Origin of the sequence: Marinomonas sargassi (genome assembly GCF_025716875.1) — a bacterium.
Lineage (GTDB): Bacteria > Pseudomonadota > Gammaproteobacteria > Pseudomonadales > Marinomonadaceae > Marinomonas > Marinomonas sargassi.
This window is the reverse complement of the sequence record NZ_JAOVZB010000005.1, coordinates 33254-53110: the sequence shown is the minus strand read 5'-3', so window position 1 is coordinate 53110 and position 19857 is coordinate 33254. Positions and strand designations below refer to the sequence as shown.

22 protein-coding genes are annotated in these 19857 nt (G+C 40.7%); 16 read left to right on the top strand and 6 right to left on the bottom strand.

Features of this window, described 5'->3' with window-relative positions; translation table 11 throughout:
- Nucleotides 1–431: 431 nt before the first annotated feature.
- Both OFY17_RS11045 and OFY17_RS11040 read right to left on the bottom strand, forming a co-directional pair.
- The gene (locus OFY17_RS11045) at nt 432–2336 is read right to left on the bottom strand and encodes a GGDEF domain-containing protein (protein ID WP_263530795.1); all 1905 of its coding nucleotides are present in this window, start codon (nt 2334–2336) and stop codon (nt 432–434) included.
- Nucleotides 2333–3850, bottom strand: a complete 1518-nt coding sequence (locus OFY17_RS11040) for a bifunctional metallophosphatase/5'-nucleotidase (RefSeq protein ID WP_263530794.1) — start codon at nt 3848–3850, stop codon at nt 2333–2335. The genes OFY17_RS11045 and OFY17_RS11040 overlap by 4 nt, the downstream gene beginning before the upstream one ends.
- Nucleotides 3851–4396: 546 nt before the next feature.
- Here OFY17_RS11040 and OFY17_RS11035 point away from each other — a divergent pair.
- The 4 genes from OFY17_RS11035 to OFY17_RS11020 all read left to right on the top strand — a co-directional run bounded on the left by OFY17_RS11035 (nt 4397) and on the right by OFY17_RS11020 (nt 9223).
- The gene (locus OFY17_RS11035) at nt 4397–6208 is read left to right on the top strand and encodes a NirA family protein (protein WP_263530793.1); all 1812 of its coding nucleotides are present in this window, start codon (nt 4397–4399) and stop codon (nt 6206–6208) included.
- 26 nt (nt 6209–6234) lie between these two features.
- Nucleotides 6235–7986, top strand: coding sequence for a diflavin oxidoreductase (locus OFY17_RS11030; RefSeq protein WP_263530792.1), 1752 nt, complete (start codon nt 6235–6237; stop codon nt 7984–7986).
- 64 nt (nt 7987–8050) lie between these two features.
- Nucleotides 8051–8521, top strand: a complete 471-nt coding sequence (locus OFY17_RS11025; RefSeq protein WP_263530791.1) for a GNAT family N-acetyltransferase — start codon at nt 8051–8053, stop codon at nt 8519–8521.
- Between the two features lie 72 nt (nt 8522–8593).
- Entirely contained in the window at nt 8594–9223 is a 630-nt protein-coding gene (locus OFY17_RS11020) for a LysE family translocator (RefSeq protein ID WP_263530790.1), read from the top strand.
- Here OFY17_RS11020 and OFY17_RS11015 read toward each other — a convergent pair.
- On the bottom strand, nt 9216–10286 hold the full coding sequence (locus OFY17_RS11015; RefSeq protein ID WP_263530789.1) for a bifunctional transcriptional activator/DNA repair enzyme AdaA: 1071 nt from the start codon (nt 10284–10286) through the stop codon (nt 9216–9218). The genes OFY17_RS11020 and OFY17_RS11015 overlap by 8 nt on opposite strands.
- Nucleotides 10287–10499: 213 nt before the next feature.
- On the opposite strand from OFY17_RS11015, the gene OFY17_RS11010 reads away from it, so the two are divergent.
- Nucleotides 10500–11423 carry a DMT family transporter gene (locus OFY17_RS11010; protein ID WP_263530788.1) on the top strand — a complete coding sequence of 308 codons (924 nt, stop codon included), beginning with the start codon at nt 10500–10502 and terminating at the stop codon, nt 11421–11423.
- 15 nt (nt 11424–11438) lie between these two features.
- Here OFY17_RS11010 and OFY17_RS11005 read toward each other — a convergent pair whose 3' ends face one another.
- Nucleotides 11439–12149: a lipoate--protein ligase family protein gene (locus tag OFY17_RS11005; RefSeq protein WP_263530787.1), complete on the bottom strand. Its 711-nt coding sequence runs from the start codon at nt 12147–12149 to the stop codon at nt 11439–11441.
- Nucleotides 12150–12301: 152 nt separating this feature from the next.
- On the opposite strand from OFY17_RS11005, the gene OFY17_RS11000 reads away from it, so the two are divergent.
- From OFY17_RS11000 to OFY17_RS10985, 4 genes are all read left to right on the top strand, one after another.
- Complete coding sequence (locus OFY17_RS11000; RefSeq protein WP_263530786.1) at nt 12302–12817, top strand: peptide-methionine (S)-S-oxide reductase; 516 nt, start codon at nt 12302–12304, stop codon at nt 12815–12817.
- A gap of 78 nt (nt 12818–12895) precedes the next feature.
- Nucleotides 12896–13327, top strand: a complete 432-nt coding sequence (locus OFY17_RS10995; protein WP_263530785.1) for a helix-turn-helix domain-containing protein — start codon at nt 12896–12898, stop codon at nt 13325–13327.
- A gap of 75 nt (nt 13328–13402) precedes the next feature.
- Nucleotides 13403–13816, top strand: coding sequence for a VOC family protein (locus tag OFY17_RS10990; protein WP_263530784.1), 414 nt, complete (start codon nt 13403–13405; stop codon nt 13814–13816).
- Between the two features lie 103 nt (nt 13817–13919).
- Nucleotides 13920–14462 (top strand): HIT family protein, encoded by a 543-nt coding sequence (locus OFY17_RS10985; RefSeq protein ID WP_263530783.1) that lies wholly within the window; start codon nt 13920–13922, stop codon nt 14460–14462.
- A 71-nt stretch (nt 14463–14533) separates the two neighbouring features.
- Here OFY17_RS10985 and OFY17_RS10980 read toward each other — a convergent pair whose 3' ends face one another.
- Together OFY17_RS10980 and OFY17_RS10975 are read right to left on the bottom strand one after the other, a co-directional pair.
- The gene (locus tag OFY17_RS10980) at nt 14534–14758 is read right to left on the bottom strand and encodes a DUF2798 domain-containing protein (RefSeq protein WP_263530782.1); all 225 of its coding nucleotides are present in this window, start codon (nt 14756–14758) and stop codon (nt 14534–14536) included.
- 27 nt (nt 14759–14785) lie between these two features.
- The gene (locus OFY17_RS10975) at nt 14786–15277 is read right to left on the bottom strand and encodes a DUF2938 domain-containing protein (RefSeq protein WP_263530781.1); all 492 of its coding nucleotides are present in this window, start codon (nt 15275–15277) and stop codon (nt 14786–14788) included.
- A gap of 74 nt (nt 15278–15351) precedes the next feature.
- On the opposite strand from OFY17_RS10975, the gene OFY17_RS10970 reads away from it, so the two are divergent.
- The 7 genes from OFY17_RS10970 to OFY17_RS10940 all read left to right on the top strand — a co-directional run bounded on the left by OFY17_RS10970 (nt 15352) and on the right by OFY17_RS10940 (nt 19757).
- Nucleotides 15352–15771, top strand: a complete 420-nt coding sequence (locus tag OFY17_RS10970) for a helix-turn-helix domain-containing protein (protein ID WP_263530780.1) — start codon at nt 15352–15354, stop codon at nt 15769–15771.
- Between the two features lie 200 nt (nt 15772–15971).
- Complete coding sequence (locus OFY17_RS10965; RefSeq protein WP_263530779.1) at nt 15972–16460, top strand: DUF1003 domain-containing protein; 489 nt, start codon at nt 15972–15974, stop codon at nt 16458–16460.
- A gap of 107 nt (nt 16461–16567) precedes the next feature.
- The gene (locus tag OFY17_RS10960; RefSeq protein ID WP_263530778.1) at nt 16568–16987 is read left to right on the top strand and encodes a mechanosensitive ion channel family protein; all 420 of its coding nucleotides are present in this window, start codon (nt 16568–16570) and stop codon (nt 16985–16987) included.
- A gap of 29 nt (nt 16988–17016) precedes the next feature.
- Nucleotides 17017–17520, top strand: a complete 504-nt coding sequence (locus tag OFY17_RS10955) for a GNAT family N-acetyltransferase (RefSeq protein WP_263530777.1) — start codon at nt 17017–17019, stop codon at nt 17518–17520.
- 167 nt (nt 17521–17687) lie between these two features.
- Nucleotides 17688–18818, top strand: a complete 1131-nt coding sequence (locus tag OFY17_RS10950; RefSeq protein ID WP_263530776.1) for a DUF1835 domain-containing protein — start codon at nt 17688–17690, stop codon at nt 18816–18818.
- 75 nt (nt 18819–18893) lie between these two features.
- On the top strand, nt 18894–19199 hold the full coding sequence (locus tag OFY17_RS10945) for an NIPSNAP family protein (RefSeq protein ID WP_263530775.1): 306 nt from the start codon (nt 18894–18896) through the stop codon (nt 19197–19199).
- A 27-nt stretch (nt 19200–19226) separates the two neighbouring features.
- A complete protein-coding gene (locus OFY17_RS10940; RefSeq protein WP_263530774.1) occupies nt 19227–19757 on the top strand; it encodes a GNAT family N-acetyltransferase in 531 nt (176 codons plus the stop codon).
- Nucleotides 19758–19857 lie beyond the last annotated feature (100 nt).

Genomic DNA, 19857 nt, shown 5'->3' with positions numbered 1-19857 from the left:
AATGTTGAGATATAAGAACGCACTATTCGCAATATTTTTCTATAACTATTTTTTATAATTGGGAAATCATAAAAACGATTTTTTTATCAATATATAAAACTGGTTTTAGTTACTTGATAGTTAATGTAAGTGCTATTCGACTATTTAATTAAATAGATAAAAAAATCCTACTCTCTTGAGTATCAATAGAATATGCAAATTCCGCAAATCTAATTTTTATGACATTGAGAGCTCTATAAACGACTTGGTTTAAATTGAATAAGAGGCTTTATCTTAGAGAGGGCTAAAGTGTGAATAAATAGAAAATCTTGATTGAGGGTTAAGGAAGATTCGAACAAGTCCACCGGCTTCAGCGTATGGACTTGTTCGTACCTTTCTTAAAAAGCGAGCACCTAATACCGCATGTGCACGCTTTCATTTGCTGTATTGCTTTAAGCGCTATTTGCTTTTGAAACTGCTTGAGCTCGACCTTGTTCCTTCGCCTTATATAACCTTTGGTCGGCTATCTCAAATAAAGTGTGCCAAGCGCCTTCTGGGCCTGATTCACTAGAGTGGGCAATACCTAGGCTAAGAGTTAGGTAGCCAAAATCCGACTTCTCATGTGGTATTTGATAACTTTTAATATTGGACTGGATTCTTTGCGCAACGGCTTCTGCTTGAGCTATGTTGCTGTCCATTAAAATAATCAAGAACTCTTCACCACCGTAACGAATGGCTAGGTCATTATCCGAACGTAGGTTTTCTTTAAGAGTTTTCGCCACTTGAATAATGCAGGTATCTCCTTCGGCATGACCATAGTGATCATTATAGGCTTTGAACCAGTCGATATCGGTTAGAATGATGGTGTACTCTTGTGAGACATTCTGCTCTATAAAGTAGTCAAGTTTACGGCGGTTATATAGTCCAGTCATAGCATCAACGAAAGATTCATCCGTAGCTGCTTTCAGGTTTTTCATTAACTGCTTTTCTTTTTCTACTTCATTAGTAATATCCATAAGTAACGCCAGCCTACTAGGCGTACCGTCCCAATCAATATCGGTGGCATAAAATTTAAAGTGAGAGTTACCTAATGACAATCTATCTAGGTAAGTTTGGCCATCAATCGCTTTTAACAGGTGTCTAGGTATTATGTGATTCGTGAGGCTTTGGTTAGCATTTAATATACTTTGACCACTGTTGTTAGAGTAAATGATGGTGTTTTCTCTATATATAAGAACCGCCTGAGAAGAGTGCTCAATGATAAATTTAAGTTGTTCGACACTACTGGCAATTTTATCTCGCTGCCTTTTGTTGTTTGCTTTATATCTCAATATAGCCTTTGCGATTAGGCTGATTTCGGATGAACCATGGGTTTCTTTTTCCAATACAGCTTGGCTATCCTGATTGACTAAATTGTTTGCAATAGTGATGAGTCTTGTCGTTATATTTTTATGGAAGTAAACCATCATAATGATGCTAAAGCATGTCGTTAGAAATATGATCGTCGTTAAGAAGTTCTTATAATAGGCTGACTTAGTATTTAACTCTTTTGCAGCATCTTTAACTATGTCCTGTAGTGCCGTTACCTCAGAGAGAGATATTGAACTAAGCTGTTCAATAATAAAGCTCGTTTGCGTATTTAAAATGGATAAGTTCGACACTAGGTTATTACGTTTAACCAGAATGGATATAACGCCTTTTTCTGGGTCATTTATAGTGTTGTAAAAATCTGAGTTTATTACTTTCTTATCCAATAGTTGTTTGCTTTTTTTTCTAATCGATTGAGTGGATCTTTTGAATAAAAAAGAGGTACTTATTTCAGATAAAGAAATAGAGTCCACGTAAATCTGGTGAAGCTCTTCCCTTAATTCTAGGCTTAACTCTGGATTGTAGGTATGAGCTAAATAAAGGGTATCAAGTTGCTTCTTCTTGAGCTTTAGTTCTTGCTCAATTTCAATTTTTCTCATGACTTCTAAGCTGTAGGTACTGACAATGGGAAATAGCTCAGTCGTCATTTTTTTAATGGCAAGGTTGTATTGGCTTGCTTCACTATCAGACACACGATTCGAGATTTTATTTAATTCATCCAATAACTCTGAAACCACAACCCTGTTAGCAGACTTAGATCTAGAATGGGGGAGAGCATCAATTTTTCTATGGACATTTTTTACCGTAATGTGGATGTCAGAGTAATACTCTAGTTGTGGCATTAGCTGATTAGAGACCTTCCAAGAAAGGTTGTTAAAAGTGCTTGTTATCCATAGTGAGATGCTAGCAAGCACAAACAAGGTTACCAAAATAAGCAACATTCCAAAATTAATACGGAAGGATAAACTGTTAAAGAATTTAATTTTCATTTTCTTGAGATATCAACCATTCTGCCCAAAGGCTCTGCTGTAAGAGTTTGTTTTTCTTCTAAATATTGAGCGATCACAAGCCAATTCCTTTTTTTGCTAAAGCTCTTTTTCGCTACCTCTAGGTTTTTAAGCATGGAATAATCATCACCCCCTTGTGCATAAAAGCTGGGGATAGCTACTTCATATTGTTGACTGTCATTGAGAGGCTGATTTGCAACGCTAATACTTCTTACTCTGCTACCTGGGGGGGCTGATGAATCGTAAGTTACTTTCATACCTGAGACATTTAAGAAGCGTCCATCAACGTGTTCAATTCTACTTAAGGCATTTTCCATCATAGCTTTAATCGTGTTGCCAGATAGTTTGACAACCACTGTGTGATTACCAAAAGGCAGTTCGCTTTGGATGTCTCCCCGAGTGAAATTATAACCTTTTGGGTAGTCTGCCGAGTTTCTTATGGCACCACTGTTAAGAACCGCAATTTGGGCTTTAGTGTACTCTCGAATAGCGTCTGCGAAGGTGTTAGCCAGAGGCGTTTCTTGGGTACGTATGATTTCTCTTTTTGTTGTAAAAGGACTGTTAGCTACGGCTATTTTGGTTTGATATAAGCTGCTAATTCGAGATCGATACTTTTCAACAAAAGAGACAATTTGAGGGTCTGGCTCATATAAAGAAAGATCTTCGATACTTGCACTTAAAGTAGGTTTGTTCGTCTGCTCGTAAGTGATAACAATAGTATCGCCATCTTGACCGCCCCCGAAAGCGACAAGTGTGTCATCTATTTGGATAACCTTGTCCTTACCGTCTATGGCAACAAGGATAAGGTCGAAGTCGTATTTCCTAGCAATATCTATACTGGGAGATTCTTCCAAATCAGTCATGAGTATTTTGATATCGGCATTAGCTTGATTGCGCTGAATTTCTTCTAACGTATGGTTAATATCGGTAAGTTGCGCATATTCTGGTGTGTAGGCTACTAATACTCTTTTGTTGACAAGAGAGGCCACCGATATATTGATATCGTCTACGTTAAAGTCATACATACGAAATAGCCCTTCAAGAGTAGAGCCTGATCGCGAATCCAAAAGATTGCTAGATATGATTGGGAATTGAGCCTCTAAGGCTCTTAATGATAGAACGTCAACATCGTAAGTAAGCTCTCTTTTACCCACAGAGTAGAGAGAAGCCTCCATCATATTAGCCAAGGCAATAATATTGCTGGCATCATCAAACATGGATATTGCACTGGGTGAGAAGTTGTCTCCCCCTTGTAAAAAAAGGGTGTTCTCACTTTCCTCGCTTCTTAATGTATTTAGCAGGGTAGATAATTGGGGAAAGTGAGCAACCTCTTTGTCTAATAAAATATTAGGCTGATTTGATGTATAGACAATAGTTACCTTACTGATTGCGGGCGCAGACAAAAATAGTATGACGAGAATACAGAGGGCAATAAGGAAATTTTGAGCCTGATATGGTGTGTTTTTTCGTTCTAATATTTTTGTTTTTATAAACATATCCTCTCTCCCATAAAATTTATTTTAATTCCAATTTAAATAGAAAACTCAATGAGTTTATACCTCATTACTATAAAAAGTATTTATAAGGTTTTAAAAAAGAACTTTTAAAGTTTGACCTTTTGTTTAACTTTTTGCTTATCATACTGTTTATTAAGAGTTTGGTTTTGTGTTTATTTGTTTTTCTTCGTTACTTCATGTGAAGGGTTACATTCACGTTACATTTTACTTTGATGTCACATGGCATACGTTTATTTCTCGATTGATAATCGCGTTCTTTTTTGGTGCGTTAATCTTTGGTTTGATTTGAATTGGGTGCTTCTTGTGCGCTTTTAGAACTGACTTAAGGTAGATTCGGGGATTGTTTTGGCAAGTTTTTTGCTTACTTTATAAACAGACTCAATACTTTATGTTTATAGTGAGTTGCCTCTGCACAGGCGTAGTGGCTAGAACATAAACTGCTATAAACACTCTACATTGTTATTCCCCGCAACGGCGCGGCTATCCATTAATCCATAATTATTATGATGAAGGGAGGGTGCCCAGTTGTCTATTGACACCAATAATGCAGTTTCTATAGCTGAAAATTCTAATTTAGATACATCCTCTATTATTGCCAGCAGTAATGCAGCACCAGCTCCTCAAGGCTTTACCGCTGAACAAAAACGTTACATGGCCAGCTTATTAGTGGATTTAAATCTCCACGTGGCTTTGGGGGCAGGACAAAATGCCGCAGAGGAAATAGGCCCTGAAACTTTTTGGGGGACCCCAGTAGAAGACTTATGCAAACAGGAAACGGCGAAATACGAACGCCATGTATTGGATATTTGGGACGATATTGTTGCTCACAATAATAACAACCAAATAGCCGAAGGCATTAAAGACTTTATGTTCCGACATCACGGCCTGTTTAATGTGATGCCAGCAATGGAAGGCTTTATGACCCGTTTACGCATTCCCGGTTGTAAGCTTCGTGGGGATCAAATGATAGGCTTAGGGGATATCGCCGAAGATATTGCTGGCGGATATGCCCATATTACCACCCGCGGCAGTTTCCAAATGCGAGAAATTCCACCTAATAAAATTCTAGCTCTTAACAGTGCCTTATATGACATAGGCTTATCCAGTAAAGGCTCAGGTGCTGATAGCGCTCGAAACATCACCGCAACGCCTACTGCAGGGTTTGACCCTGAAGAGCTTATTAACCTCCATAAATACGCAGTAGAAGTTAGTCACCGCATTTTGAATACTCGTGATCTCCACGGTATCCCAAGAAAGTTTAACATCTCCTTTGATAATGCCGGCACCATCTCTGTGGTGTCTGATACCAATGATGTTGGCTACCTCGCTGTGAAGGTAAAAGAGAATAGCCAAGGTGTAGACGCTGGGATTTATTGCCGAATTCTATTTGGTGGTATTACTGGCCATGAGGATTTTGCCCGGGATACAGGACTAATTTGCCGTCCAGAAGACACACCTGAAATATCTGAAGCAATCCTAAGAGTTTTCCTAGAGCACGGTGATCGAACCAACCGTAAAAAAGCCCGCTTCAAATATGTTTTAGACCAGCATGGTTTTGATTGGGTATGTGAAAAAGTACAAGAAAAGCTGGATGGCTTTGGTAATGGCGTAAAAATGATCTCTTTATCAAGAGACGCTGATGAGCCAAGACCTGTTATAAAGCGCCAAGCTCATATAGGTGTTCATCCACAAGCGCAAAAAGGGCTCAATTACATTGGTGTGGCATTAAGGCTAGGGCGAATGAGTCCGGAGCAAATGCGTGGCGCGGGTCGTATCGCACAAAAGTATGGCAGTAACGATATACGACTAACGGTTTGGCAGAACTTCTTAATTGCTGATGTGGCGGATGCTGATGTGGCCGCTGCCGTAAGTGAACTGGAAGCACTAGGAATGAGTGTAGATGCTAATTCCTTTGCAGCCGGTGCGGTTTCTTGTACTGGCCGTTGGGCTTGTAAGTTGGCTAATGCTTATACCAAAGAAGATGCCAGCAATATTGTTGATCACCTACAAGCACGTTTTGAATTAGATTCCCCCATTAATATTCACTTAACAGGTTGTCCTAACTCCTGTGCCCAGCATTACATAGGTGACATAGGCCTCGTGGGTACGGCGGCGGAAGATGGAAGTGAAGGTTATAACGTCTTGGTAGGAGGAGGCTGTGATGATGATCAAGGTTTGGCACGCATGTTGTGTGGACCTGTTGCATCACGGGACATTTGCCAAGTGTTAGAGAAAGTCGTCGGTAATTATATGAATGGCCGTAAGCAGGGGGAAAGCTTTTTGGCTTTTACTCGAGGCCTTGAAGACAGCCAGTTAACAGAGCAGCTATTAGCTTAACGCCTAATCATTTTATTGAGGTTTGTATGAGTTCGATTATTACGCAGCTTTCTGCTGCCATGGAATCAAAAGCACAAGACGACAATACAGTCGTAGAGCTTCCAGAAGATGCACCATTTGATCCGGCACAAAGAGAATGGCTAAACGGTTTATTAACAGGTATCAGTACAATTGCTGCGGCGGCACAGGGTGCAAAAGAAGAAGCACCCGGTACACCGCTTGCCATTTTTTATGGCTCCCAGTCGGGTAACTGTGAAGTACTCGCGAAAGATTTGAAAAAATTCGCGGCAACACAAGGCTTTGAAGCCAGTGTTGGGGAGTTGGATTCCACCGACCTTGCGGCTATGGCGGAGTTGAATCATGTCTTAATTCTTTGTTCTACCTTTGGCGAAGGGGATCCGCCAGACAATGCTAAAAACTTCTACGAAAGCATTACTTCTGAGGGAGCACAGTTATTACCAGCCACGCTAAATTTTGCGGTATGTGGTTTAGGTGACTCCAGTTATGCCTATTTCAATAAAGCAGCGGAAGACATTGCGAGGCGCATGGCTGAATTGGGTGCGACGCCTTGCCAAGATTTCTTAGGCTGTGATGTGGCCTTTGAAGATGAATATGCAGAATGGAAAACAGAAGTTTTTCAAACGGAAGTCTTTTCTTCTGCGGCAGGTGCAGCAAGCGTACAAGCTGGTGCTAGTGATGAATACACGCCTGAGTTCGATAAAAACCATCCCTTTATTGCTAACCTCATTCATGTTGAATCCTTAAGTGGTGAAAACTCCGCTAAATGTGTGAATCATGTAGAGATTTCCTTAGCAGGCGGTGGCGTTGATTTAGAGTATCAAGCGGGTGACGTATTGGGTGTTTGGCCATTGAATTGCCCAGATGACGTAAATGCTATTCTCCAAGCGAGCGGCTTTACAGGCTCAGAAGTGGTGAGCTTAAAATCAGGCCCAGCATCACTAAGAGTGTTGTTACAGAGCAAAATGGACATTCATACGGTTAATGCGAAGAGCCTTGAAACATGGGGGCTTGAGTCTGCACCAGAGGGTTATCAGGTACTAGATGTCATGTCTGAACTTAAGCCTGAAATCGACGCACAAACCTTTTTAGATGGCTTGCGTCCACTACAGCCAAGATTGTATTCCATTGCTTCTAGCCCTAATGCTCATCCGGGAGAAGTGCACCTTACCGTAGGGGAAGTGCACTACGATATATTCGATAAGCCCCGCAAAGGTGTTGCCTCCACTTGGTTAGGGAAGCGTTTGGCTGCGGGTTCTAATATGGGCGTGTATATTCAATCGTCAGCGCATTTCCATATTCCAGACAACAATGATGCACCACTTATTATGATTGGCCCGGGAACTGGTATTGCGCCATTCAGAGCCTTCTTAGAAGAGCGTGAATCACGTGGAGCAGCAGGACAGAACTGGCTGTTTTTCGGTGACCAGCATGAAGCAGAAGACTTCCTGTACCGCGACCAGATAAACGCATGGCAAGAGTCAGGTTTACTGACCAAAGCCAGCCTAGCATGGTCTCGCGATACAGCTGAAAAAATCTATGTGCAAACTCTTATTCGCCAACAAGGCCAAGCCTTCTACGAATGGCTAGAACAAGGGGGTTATATTTATATTTGTGGTGATGCTTCGCGCATGGCAGCAGATGTGGATAAAGCCATCCGTGATGTTATTAAAGAACAAGGTCAGCTCGATGATGATGCTGTACAAGCGTATATGGATAAATTGGTAGCTGAGCACAGATACCAGCGAGATGTGTATTGATGCATGGCCTGTTTTGTCCCTAGAGTGATAATGGTTTCTATGTTTTTATAGGCATAGGTTTTTTATGTACTTTAAGGAAAATGTGTTAACTATGGATATTACTCTACGGCCAGCCTTAGACACTGACATCGAATTCGCCTTTGAAGCAAAGCGGCAGGCCATGGGGACTCATATCGAATTTAAGTGGGGCTGGGATGAGGTATTCCAGCGTTCACTTCATCAACAGCGCTATTCTGAAAAACCTTGGTTTATTATTATGTTAGATGGGGAGCCTATCGGCACTCTATCTATTCATAAATTGCCTGAGCATACCCGCTTTGGTGAGTTTTATTTACTGAGTAAATATCAAAATAAAGGTATTGGCTCACAGGTATTATCTGCATTTTTAGAAGAGTGTGATAAATATTCCAAGACAGTTATTTTGGAATATTTGAAATGGAACCCTGTTGGTTCACTGTATAAGCGTTATGGCTTTCGAGTGACATCAGAGAACGATATTCATTATTTTATGGAACGCTCACCTCAACAAAAGTAAGCTTCAGTCCTTGAAAAAGCTAAGTTTCCCCCTATTGATTGTCTTTATCTTGAAGAAAAATTGGAGAATAAAATGGATTTATTCCAAGGCTTATTGATTATTACCTCGATACATATTTTAGCGGCTGCGTCCCCTGGGCCAGATTTTGTTTTGGTTTCCCAGCAAACCCTCTCTAACGGTAAAAAGGCTGGTCTGATGTGCAGCATTGGTATCGCCTTGGGTTTATCTATCCATATCATTTATTCCGCATTAGGTTTAGCGACTGTTATTGCCAACTCAACCAGTGCCCTATGGGCCATAAAAATATTAGGTGGTGGATACCTTATTTATTTAGGGATAAAAGGCTTAAGAGCAAAGCCTATGACAGAGGCGGATTTTTCGGCGAATAAAGTGGAGCAGTATTCTGCTAAACGTAGTATTGGTGTGGGCTTTCTGTGTAATGCCCTAAATCCGAAAGCGCCTATTTATTTTGTTTCCTTGTTTACTGTAGTCTTGTCACCCGACATGCCTTTGCATCAGTTAGCTATTTACAGCGCTTGGATCATGCTACTGCAACTTGCTTGGTTCTCCCTTGTGGTTGGCCTGCTGTCTCGTCCTGCCGTTATGAAGCAGTTTAAGAAAATGGGGCACTGGGTAGACCGTGTATTGGGTGGCGCTATGATTCTGTTGGGGCTAAAGGTCATCACAACGAAAGTTAATTAATCGCTGTTTTCTTACCTTTTTGTTTTTCTTGGTCGAGTAGGGCGCGTTTGCGCTCTAATCCCCATCGGTAGCCGCCTAGAGAACCGTCACTTCTTAGTACCCTATGACAGGGTATTAGGTAGCCAATGGTGTTTTTTCCACAAGCCGTTCCTACTGCGCGAACGGCTTTTTCCTTACCAATTTTTTCGGCAACTTCCCCATAGCTCATGACTTGTCCTTCTTTGATGCTCATTAGAAAGTTCCAGACAGTCACTTGAAAGGCTGTTCCCCTGATATCAAGGGGAATATCAGGCTTAGGTGCACCTTGATGTATATGTGCGTCTAGCGCTTCAATCCAATTATCTAATGCTAGGCTGTCTTGTGCGGCAGAAAGGCGAATGTCAGCATGGGGAAATTCTTTCGATAATTGAGAAAACAGCTCTCCTTCTTCGTCGCCAAATTGAACGGAGCAAACTCCTTTTTCTGTGGCTGCCATCATAATGAGCCCTAAATCTGTAGGTCGACAGGCATAATGAATGACCTCACCTTTGCCGCCATCTTTGTAAGCTTTAGGTGTCATCCCCATTTGGCGGCTAGCTTCACCATACACACGGCTACTGGAGCTAAACCCAGAGTCATAAACGGCCTCTGTTACGCTATTTCCTGCTGATAGGGAATCTTTGAAAGACTGCATGCGAATAGCGTCTTGGTATTGTTTGGGAGATAGGCCAAAAGAGGCTTTGAAGCGCTTTTGTAATTGCGAAGGCGAAAGCTGTGCTACTTCAGCAAGGGTATCCAATGTGAGTTTTTCATCGAGATTATTCTCTATATAACGAGCTACCTGAATAAGGTGGTCAATACCCTTTCCCTGCTGGGCAGGGTTACAGCGTTTGCATGGGCGAAAGCCAGATGCCATAGCGTCTGTACTTTTTTCAAAGAATCTAATATTTTCAGGATTCGCCGCTTTACTAGGGCACGAAGGTACACAAAAGACACCTGTGGTAATGACCCCATAGTAAAACTGACCATCAAAAGTACTGTCTCGCGTTAGGACGGCTTTTTCCATTTCACTTTTAGATAGCATAGGCATAACTCATTTACTCTTTCATTGATAATGGCATCATTTGATCATATTTAGCATGCCACAAGTATCTGGTTCTTGTTGGGTAATTAAAATTGTCTCAGGCTCATTTTTTTAATGCTGATTAATTTCTTCAATACCTCACTTTTTTCAGATATTTTCTTAGATGTGAGGCTGTTAGTATGAGACCAATCTTTTTTACATGGCTGAATTTTTATGAAATCTACAGTGGCTCCTTCAATGACAGTGAAAGTATGGGCAATGCTTATTTTACTTTCAATCTTATGGGGTGGTTCTTTTTTCTTTGTTGGTGTTGTAGTTAACGAGCTTCAACCGCTGACTATTGTGACGCTTCGGGTTGGAATTGCCGCGATTGTTTTGTGGTGTATTGCATTCATTATGGGATTACAGCCCCCTAAAAGCTTGAAAGTGTGGCGTGCTTTTTTGGGAATGGGTGTTCTTAATAATGTTTTTCCTTTTATCTTGATTGTTTGGGGGCAAACTCAAATTGCTTCTGGATTAGCTTCGATTCTTAATGCAGCTACGCCTATTTTTACCGTGGCAGTAGCGGGTCTCTTGTTAGCGGATGAGCGGCCAACCCCCCTTAAATTATTAGGAGTAATGTTAGGGTTCTGCGGTGTGGTGGTGATGATTGGCCTACCGGCACTTGAAGGTGGGGGGAATTTAATTGCGCAGTTAGCGATAGTAGCGGCAACGTTATCTTATGCCTTTGCTGGAGTATATGGCCGGCGATTCAAAGCATTAGGCGTAAATCCTGTTATTACTGCAGCTGGGCAAGTAACGGCGTCGACCTTTGTTTTATTACCGCTTACTCTTTGGGTGGAAGGAGATATAGATCTAAAGGCAATCAGTATGACAACTTGGTTGGCAATTATTGGTCTTGCTGTTGCGTCAACGGCTATAGCATATGTATTATTTTTTAAAATTCTTGAATTAGCTGGTGCGACTAATACATCTCTGGTGACTTTATTGGTTCCCGTCTCAGCGATTTTTCTTGGCGCGTTTTTTTTAGACGAGGTTTTAGAACCAATGCACTTTGTAGGAATGTTATTAATTGCCATTGGTTTTTCAGCTATTGATGGTCGACTTTGGAAAAGGGTACAAACCCATTTATTTTAGTCGGTTTTTATCCAGCTATGTTTGGCGCTGATAATTAATAAAGGACTGTACCAGTCGATCATAGAGCTCGCTTGTTGTTGGCAAAACTGAGCAATGTTGCTGTAGACAGGTATGCACCTCTGGTTTTATTCGCTCTTCGTGTTGGTTAAGTTGGTAGCATAAGTTAACTGGATGAACGAGTTCTTCGATATTTACATTTATCAAAATACAAGCTTGTACTAGAACGATCTTTTCTTGTGTTTTGGTGGTGAGAATACGCTGCGCTGTACCAATGATTTTCTTACCGTCTAAATTAACGTTGTAGTCACCATCACAATAAGAGTGTGGTGTGGCATGTGTCTTTGCTTCTAAGTCAAAACCACTAAAGAAGTGTTTTAGTACATCACACAGGCTTTTATAACCTTGCTTGATTAAATCTTTCGAATCACTCTGTGCTCTATAAATGTGGGATAGGTTGATGACTCCAGAGGTTTGAGGGACAGGCGCACCACCGGTTCTACGAGGCAGAATGAGCCAATTGTCTTGCTCTAGCTGGGATACCAGCTCTGGGTTGGCGAGCCATTTTTTACTGGCGGGCAATACCACGGTTTTATCGCTGGGTTGCCATAATAATAAGGCCTGCTGCAACTTGCCTTCTTGAACTTGTTTTAACAGCTCTGCCTCTTTATCGAATGCATTTGAGACGGTTGTCTCAGTTAAACGCACAATTTTGTATTTGTTAGTCATAATAAGCTTATTGAATAGAGAAGAGAGCTTTTATAATACAGAAAAACTTTCAATGCATTAGGGTTTGAATTGTAGAAAGCTCAAGGAAGCTTTTACTGTGCATTTTCATTTCTATAATGAGCGAAAATAATGAATCAATACTTGAGTAAAAAATGATGAAGCAAGAGCATACTGAAAACACCAAAGAGAGCCTAGAAACCGTGTATTTTGCTGGTGGCTGTTTATGGGGAGTGCAAGAGTATATGAAACACTTGCCCCACGTTGTTTCGACAGAAGCTGGGCGTGCGAATGGCACAGAGAATACGACTAAAGCCGATTACGATGGCTATGCGGAGTGTGTAAAAGTCATATTCGATGCTGAACATATTAGCCTAGATAACTTAATGGATTACTTCTTTGAAATTATTGATCCATACAGCTTGAACAAGCAGGGTGAAGACGTAGGCATAAAATACCGAACTGCTGTTTACAGCATGCAAGAGCATCATCTTAAAATAGCTAAAGAATACATAGCCCGACGTGATGATGCCGACAAGATTGTGGTCGAAGTACTGCCTCTTACCAACTATGTGAAAAGTGATGATGAACATCAAGAGAGACTAACGCGCTTTCCGGATGACTATTGCCATATACCTAAGCCACTTTTGCATAAATACAAAAAGAACTAATTTCTTAGTATGTTTATAGATAGAAAGTGAGCTTTATCGACATTGCTGTATCACCCAATCAGTTTAAGAATATAAATTATGATTAGGCATTTTCAATATAAAAAAGTCTGTGCAGGTCGAGATTACCTACAGGAGCATTACAAGGATGAATTTAGCTTAAGTAAAGTGGCTGAGCATTCGTGTATGTCTCAGTATCATTTTTCTAGGGTCTTCACGAGTGTGTTTGGCGAATCGCCTAATGCCTTTGTGGCCAGATTAAGAATTGAAAAAGCCAAACAACTGTTAGTAACGGAAGGCTCTAGCATAAGTGAAATTTGTACTGAGGTAGGGTATTCCAGTATTGGCAGTTTCTCTTCTTTATTTAGTGAGAAGGTAGGCATGTCTCCATCTCAATACCGCCGTCAGCTTAGTAGTCTAGCCAATGAGCCCCACCGCTTTCCGATGCAATCTATCCCTCTTTGTTTTGCGCAGAACTTATTTGGCTTTAAAGCGAATGAGCCAAAGAAGTGAAGACAGCAATATAGAAGAAAATAAGTACAACCTATTCTGCTAGAGTCTTAGTACACATTAAATAAGGAGTAGAAAATGATTCAAGGTATAGCTCATGTAACGGTACATGTATTAGATCAGGATGAAGCGTTAACGTTTTATACGGAAAAGCTTGGCTTTGAAGTGGGAATGGACATGACAATGGATGGTGGCTTCCGTTGGCTAACGGTATTCGCAAAAGCACAGCCTAAGCTTGAGTTAGTTTTGGCGGAACCAAAAGAAGGTCCAATGTTTGATAAAGATTCGGCAGAGAAAATTCGTGATTTAGTGGCAGCAGGTGCATTTGGTGTTGGAGTTTTTGAAACAGACGACTGCCAAAAAACTTATGATGAATTGATTGCAAAAGGCGTCGAATTTACTCAACCACCTACAGAACAATTTTATGGCATAGAAGCACTGGGAAAAGATAACTCTGGTAACTGGTTCAGCTTAACCCAACAAACAGTATAACAAGTCAATTTTGTTAGTTCTTCTTAGCTCTGGGTGAATGTAGCTAAGCCGCATTCACTAATTAAAAGAGAATTTTCTCGAGCACAGATGTTCGATAATCTTAATGCTGTACGACCCCGCTGCATCGAATATTTTTATTTGTGAGCAAGGGGCATTAAGGGGGGATAATATTGGCGACTTTAGGCGTATTAGAAGGAGAATTGTCTTGTACAACCATGAGCCAGAAAATTATTCATGCCCTTTTTGCAATATGATTCGAGCAGGGCTTCATAATGAAGAAGATGTTGTTTATGAAACAGCCAATGTATTCGTTTGTATCAGCTTGCACCATCAAGAAAACTCAGGCCCAACATTTCTTGTTATTCCTAAACAACACGTAGAGAATATTTATGATATTTCAGACGAGTTGTTAGCCGAAGTAATGCAAGTCTCAAAACGAATCGCATCCAAATGCCGTGAATTATGGAATACCGATGGCATCACTATTTGGCAGCATAATGAACCTAGTGGCTCACAGGATGTTTGGCATTTACATGTGCATGTGAAATGTAGATTTCAAAATGACAACTTGTATCGTTCTAATAAAGTTGAAACACAAAGGCCTATCAGAGAGCAGTGGGCGAGAGATCTGAGAAATACTTTCTAGCAATATAAGTCGATGTGCAGCATGCTGAATCAACAGCATAGTGCACAGCGAGTTTTTAGCTTTACCTAATATTAAAGAGTTATCCGCTCGACAAGTTTTCGAACAAGTGGAGCCACTACCAAAACAGTCGGGAAGGCGACAGGCCATGTGGTGAGGCAGCTTTTCAACCAGACACTGGTAAAGTCTGGTTGTATCCCTTGAGATATGGTTAGAACAAAAGCTGACACCACGCAGACCATGATGAGTGAAAGTAGACCGCCAAATAGAATGGGGGTGAAACGACGAGGAATACGCATAGTTTTCTCCTATATTAGATAGTGTTTTTACAATGAAAAAGTATGTTTTACGATTAACCCAGATACATATAAGCCAAGCCCAAAAACAATATGAGTAATTAAGCTTTGCAAACGAGCTGAGTTAGGAGCCTTTGTTTTAGAGGAAGCAATACCCGATCCCATCGCAGGCTGCATTAATAGGAAGGGGGCAATAATGGTGCCCACGCCAACGAGTATTGCAGGAGCCAAGGTTGGGTTTTGTAACCAAGTGCTTCCCCATAAGGTGGTTAACAAAACTGCAAACGCAATTCCTGTTAGGTAATGAATAATCCAGCCCACGAGATGCTCACCCTTCATTGGTGCTGAACCACTAATTGGTGTGTGATGAAAAACACCACGTGGCATATACATAATCCAACGGCCTACAAAAGCATAATTGGGAAAAGGACTACCCAAGAGAGGCTTTCTTAGCAGCCCCCATATATCCATGATCAGGGTCGCTCCAATGCCGACACATAGAACCAATAACCAATCTTTCATACATTTTCCTTTCTTTAATTAAGTAATAAATGCTAGCGTACGACTTAAAGTCGACTTTAGGTCAAGGGGTGGAGATGGATATTTCTGAAGTTGCGAAGCGTTCTGCAGTGCCAGCTTCGACGTTACGATTTTATGAAGAAAAGGGCTTAATCAAATCAATTGGAAGGCAAGGCTTACGTCGCGTCTTTGGAGCCAATGTCCTAGATCGACTTGCCTTGATCGCGTTAGGTCAAGTTGCCGGTTTCTCGTTAGACGAAATTGCCCCCATGCTAGGTAATGGACGAGAACCTAATATTGATAGAGGTTTATTAGTAAAAAAAGCCGATGAATTAGACAAAACAATACAGCAGCTTTCTGCTATGCGTGATGGTCTTCGACATGCTGCTGTTTGTTCTGCGCCTAGTCATATAGAGTGTCCTAAATTTCGACGACTGTTAGGTTTAGCGGCATCTGGAGCAATTAAAAATGAAGTGACAGGCAAGAAATTAAAATAGATTTTAATAGCCTGTTTAGCACTTTTATTTAATATCATTAAGATCTATTAATTTTTGATTTAAACAGAGATGTTGCGTTCAGGAAGTGACATTCTGTTACTATCTTTTCTTTTGAATACATTGAAAAATGTGTGTTGGTTAGATTGTTAAAAGTGTTATCAGTGTGTTTTTGCTTCCATGAATTAAAGAGGGTGTTATACGTGAAAAAATATTTTGAAAATTTGGCTAAAGCTCTATTAGGTCAAAAGTATGATGACTTAAGTGGTGGCGAGAAAAAAGTAATAGACAGTATTGCGGAGAGCACAGCCGTATCTGAAAATGTGAATGAGACCTTTCATGATAGCCTCACATTTGGTCAGTTAGTGGCAGATAAAATTGCCGCCTTTGGAGGTTCTTGGACCTTTATAGGTTTATTTTTTGCTTTCATACTTGGCTGGATTTTATTGAATACTATGTGGTTGGTTGGAGAGCTTGCATTTGACCCTTACCCATTTATTTTATTAAACCTAGGGCTTTCAAGTTTAGCAGCGTTTCAAGCTCCAATCATTATGATGTCTCAAAATCGACAAGTTGCGAAAGACCGATTAGAGCAAAAAGCGACTTTTGAAATTAATTTAAAATTAGAGCTAGAGTTAATGCGCCTGCACGAAAAATTTGACGATTTAAAAAATGAGATGAACAAAAAATGACTATCTTAATATTTTTAATACTTATATTGCTGTTCTTTGTATCCATTCATTTTAGCAACTCTTCTATTAAGCACTTTGGGCAAAAGAGAGACGTTAGCTTATATAGAATGAAATACATTATAAAAACAACCAATATTGCTATTTCTATACTCTTCCTCATTCTTCTTATTAACGTATCGGGTTTACAGTATTCTCAGGTCTCTATTTTCCTGTCCTCTGTGTTTGCTGTTATCGGTGTGGCACTTTTCGCTCAGTGGTCCATTTTGAGTAACATCACCGCGAGCTTAATTATCTTTTTCGGTTTTCCATATCGTGTGGGTGACCAGATAAGAATTATTGATGGCGGTGAAGATATTTCAGGAAAAATCGAAGAAATATCGCTTTTCCATGTACTGATCAAGCGTGATGAAGAGTTAATAACTTACCCCAACTCTCTTATCCTACAAAAAGGCGTTATTAAAAATCCTAAGCCGCGTATTGAGCCAGAGAAAAGCGACAGCTCTGAGAATAACACTGAGAAAAGCTGAGCGGTTCTTGATAGTAAACAGGGAGTGTTATGAGCTCAATCATAGTTAGAAAATGGCGAGAAACCGATGATATATCAAAGATAACCGCTCTTCTTCATCGTGCCTATAAAGAGCTGGCTGATATGGGCTTTAAATATTACGCCACATGGCAGGGTGATGAGGTGACAAGAAAACGTTTGTCAGCGGGGGTCGCTTTTATTGCAGAAAAGGATGGCAATATTGTCGGTACAGGCACTTTATATTTCCCTTCAAATACGCCGGCAGGCTGTGATTGGTATGACCGTGATGATGTAGCAAAATTTGGTCAGTTTGCTGTTGATCCTGATTATCAGGGCTGTGGTATAGGTTCAAAAATGCTAGAAGAAATCGAAAATACGGCACGAAAGAAAGGCTTTCCCAATCTTGCGCTAGATACAGCGGAAGGGGCACACCACTTGATTAAAATGTATGGAAAAAGAGGGTTTAAGCTGGTGGATTATGCCGATTGGGATAAGACAAATTATCGAAGTGTCATTATGAATAAAAGTTTATAAAGAAAAAACGAGTTGATTGGTTGAGTCAATATTTACTTTTTTGCTATTCTTTTGGTTGCTCGCCAAAGCAATCGTGTCCGCGAAAAGGGCTGCGCCCGGCAAAATGAACGTATTTATTAACCTTTTTCTTTCTGAGGGCGGACACAGAGAATAAGAAAGAGGTCCCTATGAAAATGCCATTTCGTCTTAATCTTGAGCAGCAGAAAAAGCGCGCTAAAAGTTTACTAAAATCCTTTCACCAACAAGATCCTGATACCTTATCTCGGTTTGAGAAAGCCCACCCTAAGCTGATTCATAATGAAGTTAACTCAGCCGATTTTTCTGCTAAGTTGGCCGATGCTCAATTGGTCATTGCTCGGGAGTTAGGTTGTAAAACTTGGCTGCAACTACGACAGCATATTTTCTTAATGGATGAGGTCCGTAGCAAGATAGAATTAGGTAGTCGAGTTACTGACGAACCTGAGAATTGCTTACATATTCGTTGTGGGTCCGACATTCAAAAAACCTTATCCGATGCTGGTTTTAAAGGAGAATTCTTAGAGTTTTCTGATCCATTTTGTGTTGGTCCTGTGCAATACGATTATGATATAGAAGCTCGTGCAGGCTTTTTATCCAGCGGTTATGGAGAGAGTATTGGCCGAGATTATGAGCAAATAGCCGCTGGTTTAACTCAGAGCTATCAAACACTTCAGAACAGCATTACGGACTTTGAACATGTTGTTTTATGGTTTGAGCATGATACCTACGATCAATTTATTCTTATCTTCTTGCTGAGTTATTACCATCGCTTCGGCTTACCCCAAAAACTATGGATGGTAACGACGAACCAATTCCCCGGTAGTAGTCGTTTTATTGGGCTTGGGCAGCTGCCCTCAGAAGGGCTCGCTTTATTGTGGCAATCTAAGCAAAGGGTAACGGTTCAACAGTGTTTGGAAGCAGATCAACATTGGTTGGCCTTTACAGACCCAGATAAAACCGTATTCCACCGTTATGTTAACCAGTTAACGCATTCCAGCTTACCTTATTTTAAAGAAGCTGCATTAAGGCAACTTCAAGAGCAGCCTATTGCAGAAGGTGATCTGTCGTTAACCGAAAAACTGACTGTGGAGCTGTTGTCGGAGGAGTCTCCACAAAAAGCGGGCATGTTATTCCGTAAATTAATGGTGCAGAAAGAGCCAATTCCCTTTTTAGGTGACATTATGTATTGGGATATTTTGCAAACTATGGAAAAAAAGGGTGTCGTGCAGATATTAAAAAATATGGAGCATTGGCCAGATCGTTTTGTTACGTTAGCCTAATGACTGAACCAACGGCCAGCTCTTTTTGAGCTGGCTTTATTCGTGTTCTAGCCAAGAATTAACAAGGAGTACCCTTTGGTTACTTGCTACCTGAAATACATTATCGACCCCTATAAAGTTAAAGAATTTGAGCACTATGCCAAACTTTGGATTCCTCTTGTCAATAAATTCGGTGGACAACATTTGGGCTATTTTTTGCCATCGGAGGGTGCTAATAACGTTGCCTTAGCTTTGTTCACCTTTGAAAGTCTGGCGAGCTATGAGCAATATCGAGAAGCGTCACTACAAGATTCTGAATGCATGGCTGCTTTTCAATATGCGGAAGATACGAAATGTATTGTGAGCTATGAGCGCAGTTTTTTCCGACCAGTATTTGATTAAAAAGAATGGGCAGCAGTGAAGATGGCGATGGGCTACTCAACACAAAGGCTGGAAGTATTAGAAATTTCAGTAATGCCAGATAAGCTACTACGGCAAGAGCTGTTGCTAGATATTCAACGTCTTCTAACACCTGCAGTTACCTATAGCTTGTCGCCTTACTTTCAAAATATTCAAAGCTCAGCTGCTGCTGAGTCGTGGCTGAAAACCATGCTAAAGGATAGTCAGTTATTCGCCATTTACGATAAAGCTTCTAACCTCATAATTGGATTTTTCTTTAGTTCTATTGGGAAAGATAAATCAGCTAAAGGCGCACATATTGGTTACTTATTGGGTGAGGAATATTGGGGGCAAGGTTTAGCGAGTGAAATGTTAAGAGGTTTTATATCTTATGCTCGTCAAAGCTTACAGCTGCATAGTTTGATAGGCGGTGTGGAGAAAAATAATCCAGCTTCGTCGCGTTTATTAATAAAATTGGGTTTTAAAGCCCAACCCAGTGAAGAGGGGCAAAGTGTGATTTTCTATGCATTGGATCTGACAGATTCAGCTCCTAGGGAATAGACGACTATGGCGAAGAGAAGTAGGGGAAGAGTAATAGGTGATAATCCACTGCTAGATTCGCTTGTATCACTGTGAATAAAAAGGGCTATAAAGCCCTTTT

Excerpts from the sequence above, each read along its gene's own strand:
- OFY17_RS11010 (WP_263530788.1), top strand. The coding sequence starts at position 10,500 with ATGAAATCTACAGTGGCTCCTTCAATGACAGTGAAAGTATGGGCAATG.
- OFY17_RS10995 (WP_263530785.1), top strand. The coding sequence starts at position 12,896 with ATGATTAGGCATTTTCAATATAAAAAAGTCTGTGCAGGTCGAGATTAC.
- OFY17_RS11040 (WP_263530794.1), bottom strand. The coding sequence starts at position 3,850 with ATGTTTATAAAAACAAAAATATTAGAACGAAAAAACACACCATATCAG.
- OFY17_RS11015 (WP_263530789.1), bottom strand. The coding sequence starts at position 10,286 with ATGCTATCTAAAAGTGAAATGGAAAAAGCCGTCCTAACGCGAGACAGT.
- OFY17_RS10955 (WP_263530777.1), top strand. The coding sequence starts at position 17,017 with ATGAGCTCAATCATAGTTAGAAAATGGCGAGAAACCGATGATATATCA.
- OFY17_RS11020 (WP_263530790.1), top strand. The coding sequence starts at position 8,594 with ATGGATTTATTCCAAGGCTTATTGATTATTACCTCGATACATATTTTA.
- OFY17_RS10960 (WP_263530778.1), top strand. The coding sequence starts at position 16,568 with ATGAAATACATTATAAAAACAACCAATATTGCTATTTCTATACTCTTC.
- OFY17_RS10985 (WP_263530783.1), top strand. The coding sequence starts at position 13,920 with ATGCTGTACGACCCCGCTGCATCGAATATTTTTATTTGTGAGCAAGGG.
- OFY17_RS10950 (WP_263530776.1), top strand. The coding sequence starts at position 17,688 with ATGAAAATGCCATTTCGTCTTAATCTTGAGCAGCAGAAAAAGCGCGCT.
- OFY17_RS10980 (WP_263530782.1), bottom strand. The coding sequence starts at position 14,758 with ATGCGTATTCCTCGTCGTTTCACCCCCATTCTATTTGGCGGTCTACTT.
- OFY17_RS11005 (WP_263530787.1), bottom strand. The coding sequence starts at position 12,149 with ATGACTAACAAATACAAAATTGTGCGTTTAACTGAGACAACCGTCTCA.
- OFY17_RS11030 (WP_263530792.1), top strand. The coding sequence starts at position 6,235 with ATGAGTTCGATTATTACGCAGCTTTCTGCTGCCATGGAATCAAAAGCA.
- OFY17_RS11045 (WP_263530795.1), bottom strand. The coding sequence starts at position 2,336 with ATGAAAATTAAATTCTTTAACAGTTTATCCTTCCGTATTAATTTTGGA.
- OFY17_RS10940 (WP_263530774.1), top strand. The coding sequence starts at position 19,227 with ATGGGCTACTCAACACAAAGGCTGGAAGTATTAGAAATTTCAGTAATG.
- OFY17_RS10970 (WP_263530780.1), top strand. The coding sequence starts at position 15,352 with ATGGATATTTCTGAAGTTGCGAAGCGTTCTGCAGTGCCAGCTTCGACG.
- OFY17_RS11025 (WP_263530791.1), top strand. The coding sequence starts at position 8,051 with ATGTACTTTAAGGAAAATGTGTTAACTATGGATATTACTCTACGGCCA.
- OFY17_RS10975 (WP_263530781.1), bottom strand. The coding sequence starts at position 15,277 with ATGAAAGATTGGTTATTGGTTCTATGTGTCGGCATTGGAGCGACCCTG.
- OFY17_RS11000 (WP_263530786.1), top strand. The coding sequence starts at position 12,302 with ATGATGAAGCAAGAGCATACTGAAAACACCAAAGAGAGCCTAGAAACC.
- OFY17_RS10990 (WP_263530784.1), top strand. The coding sequence starts at position 13,403 with ATGATTCAAGGTATAGCTCATGTAACGGTACATGTATTAGATCAGGAT.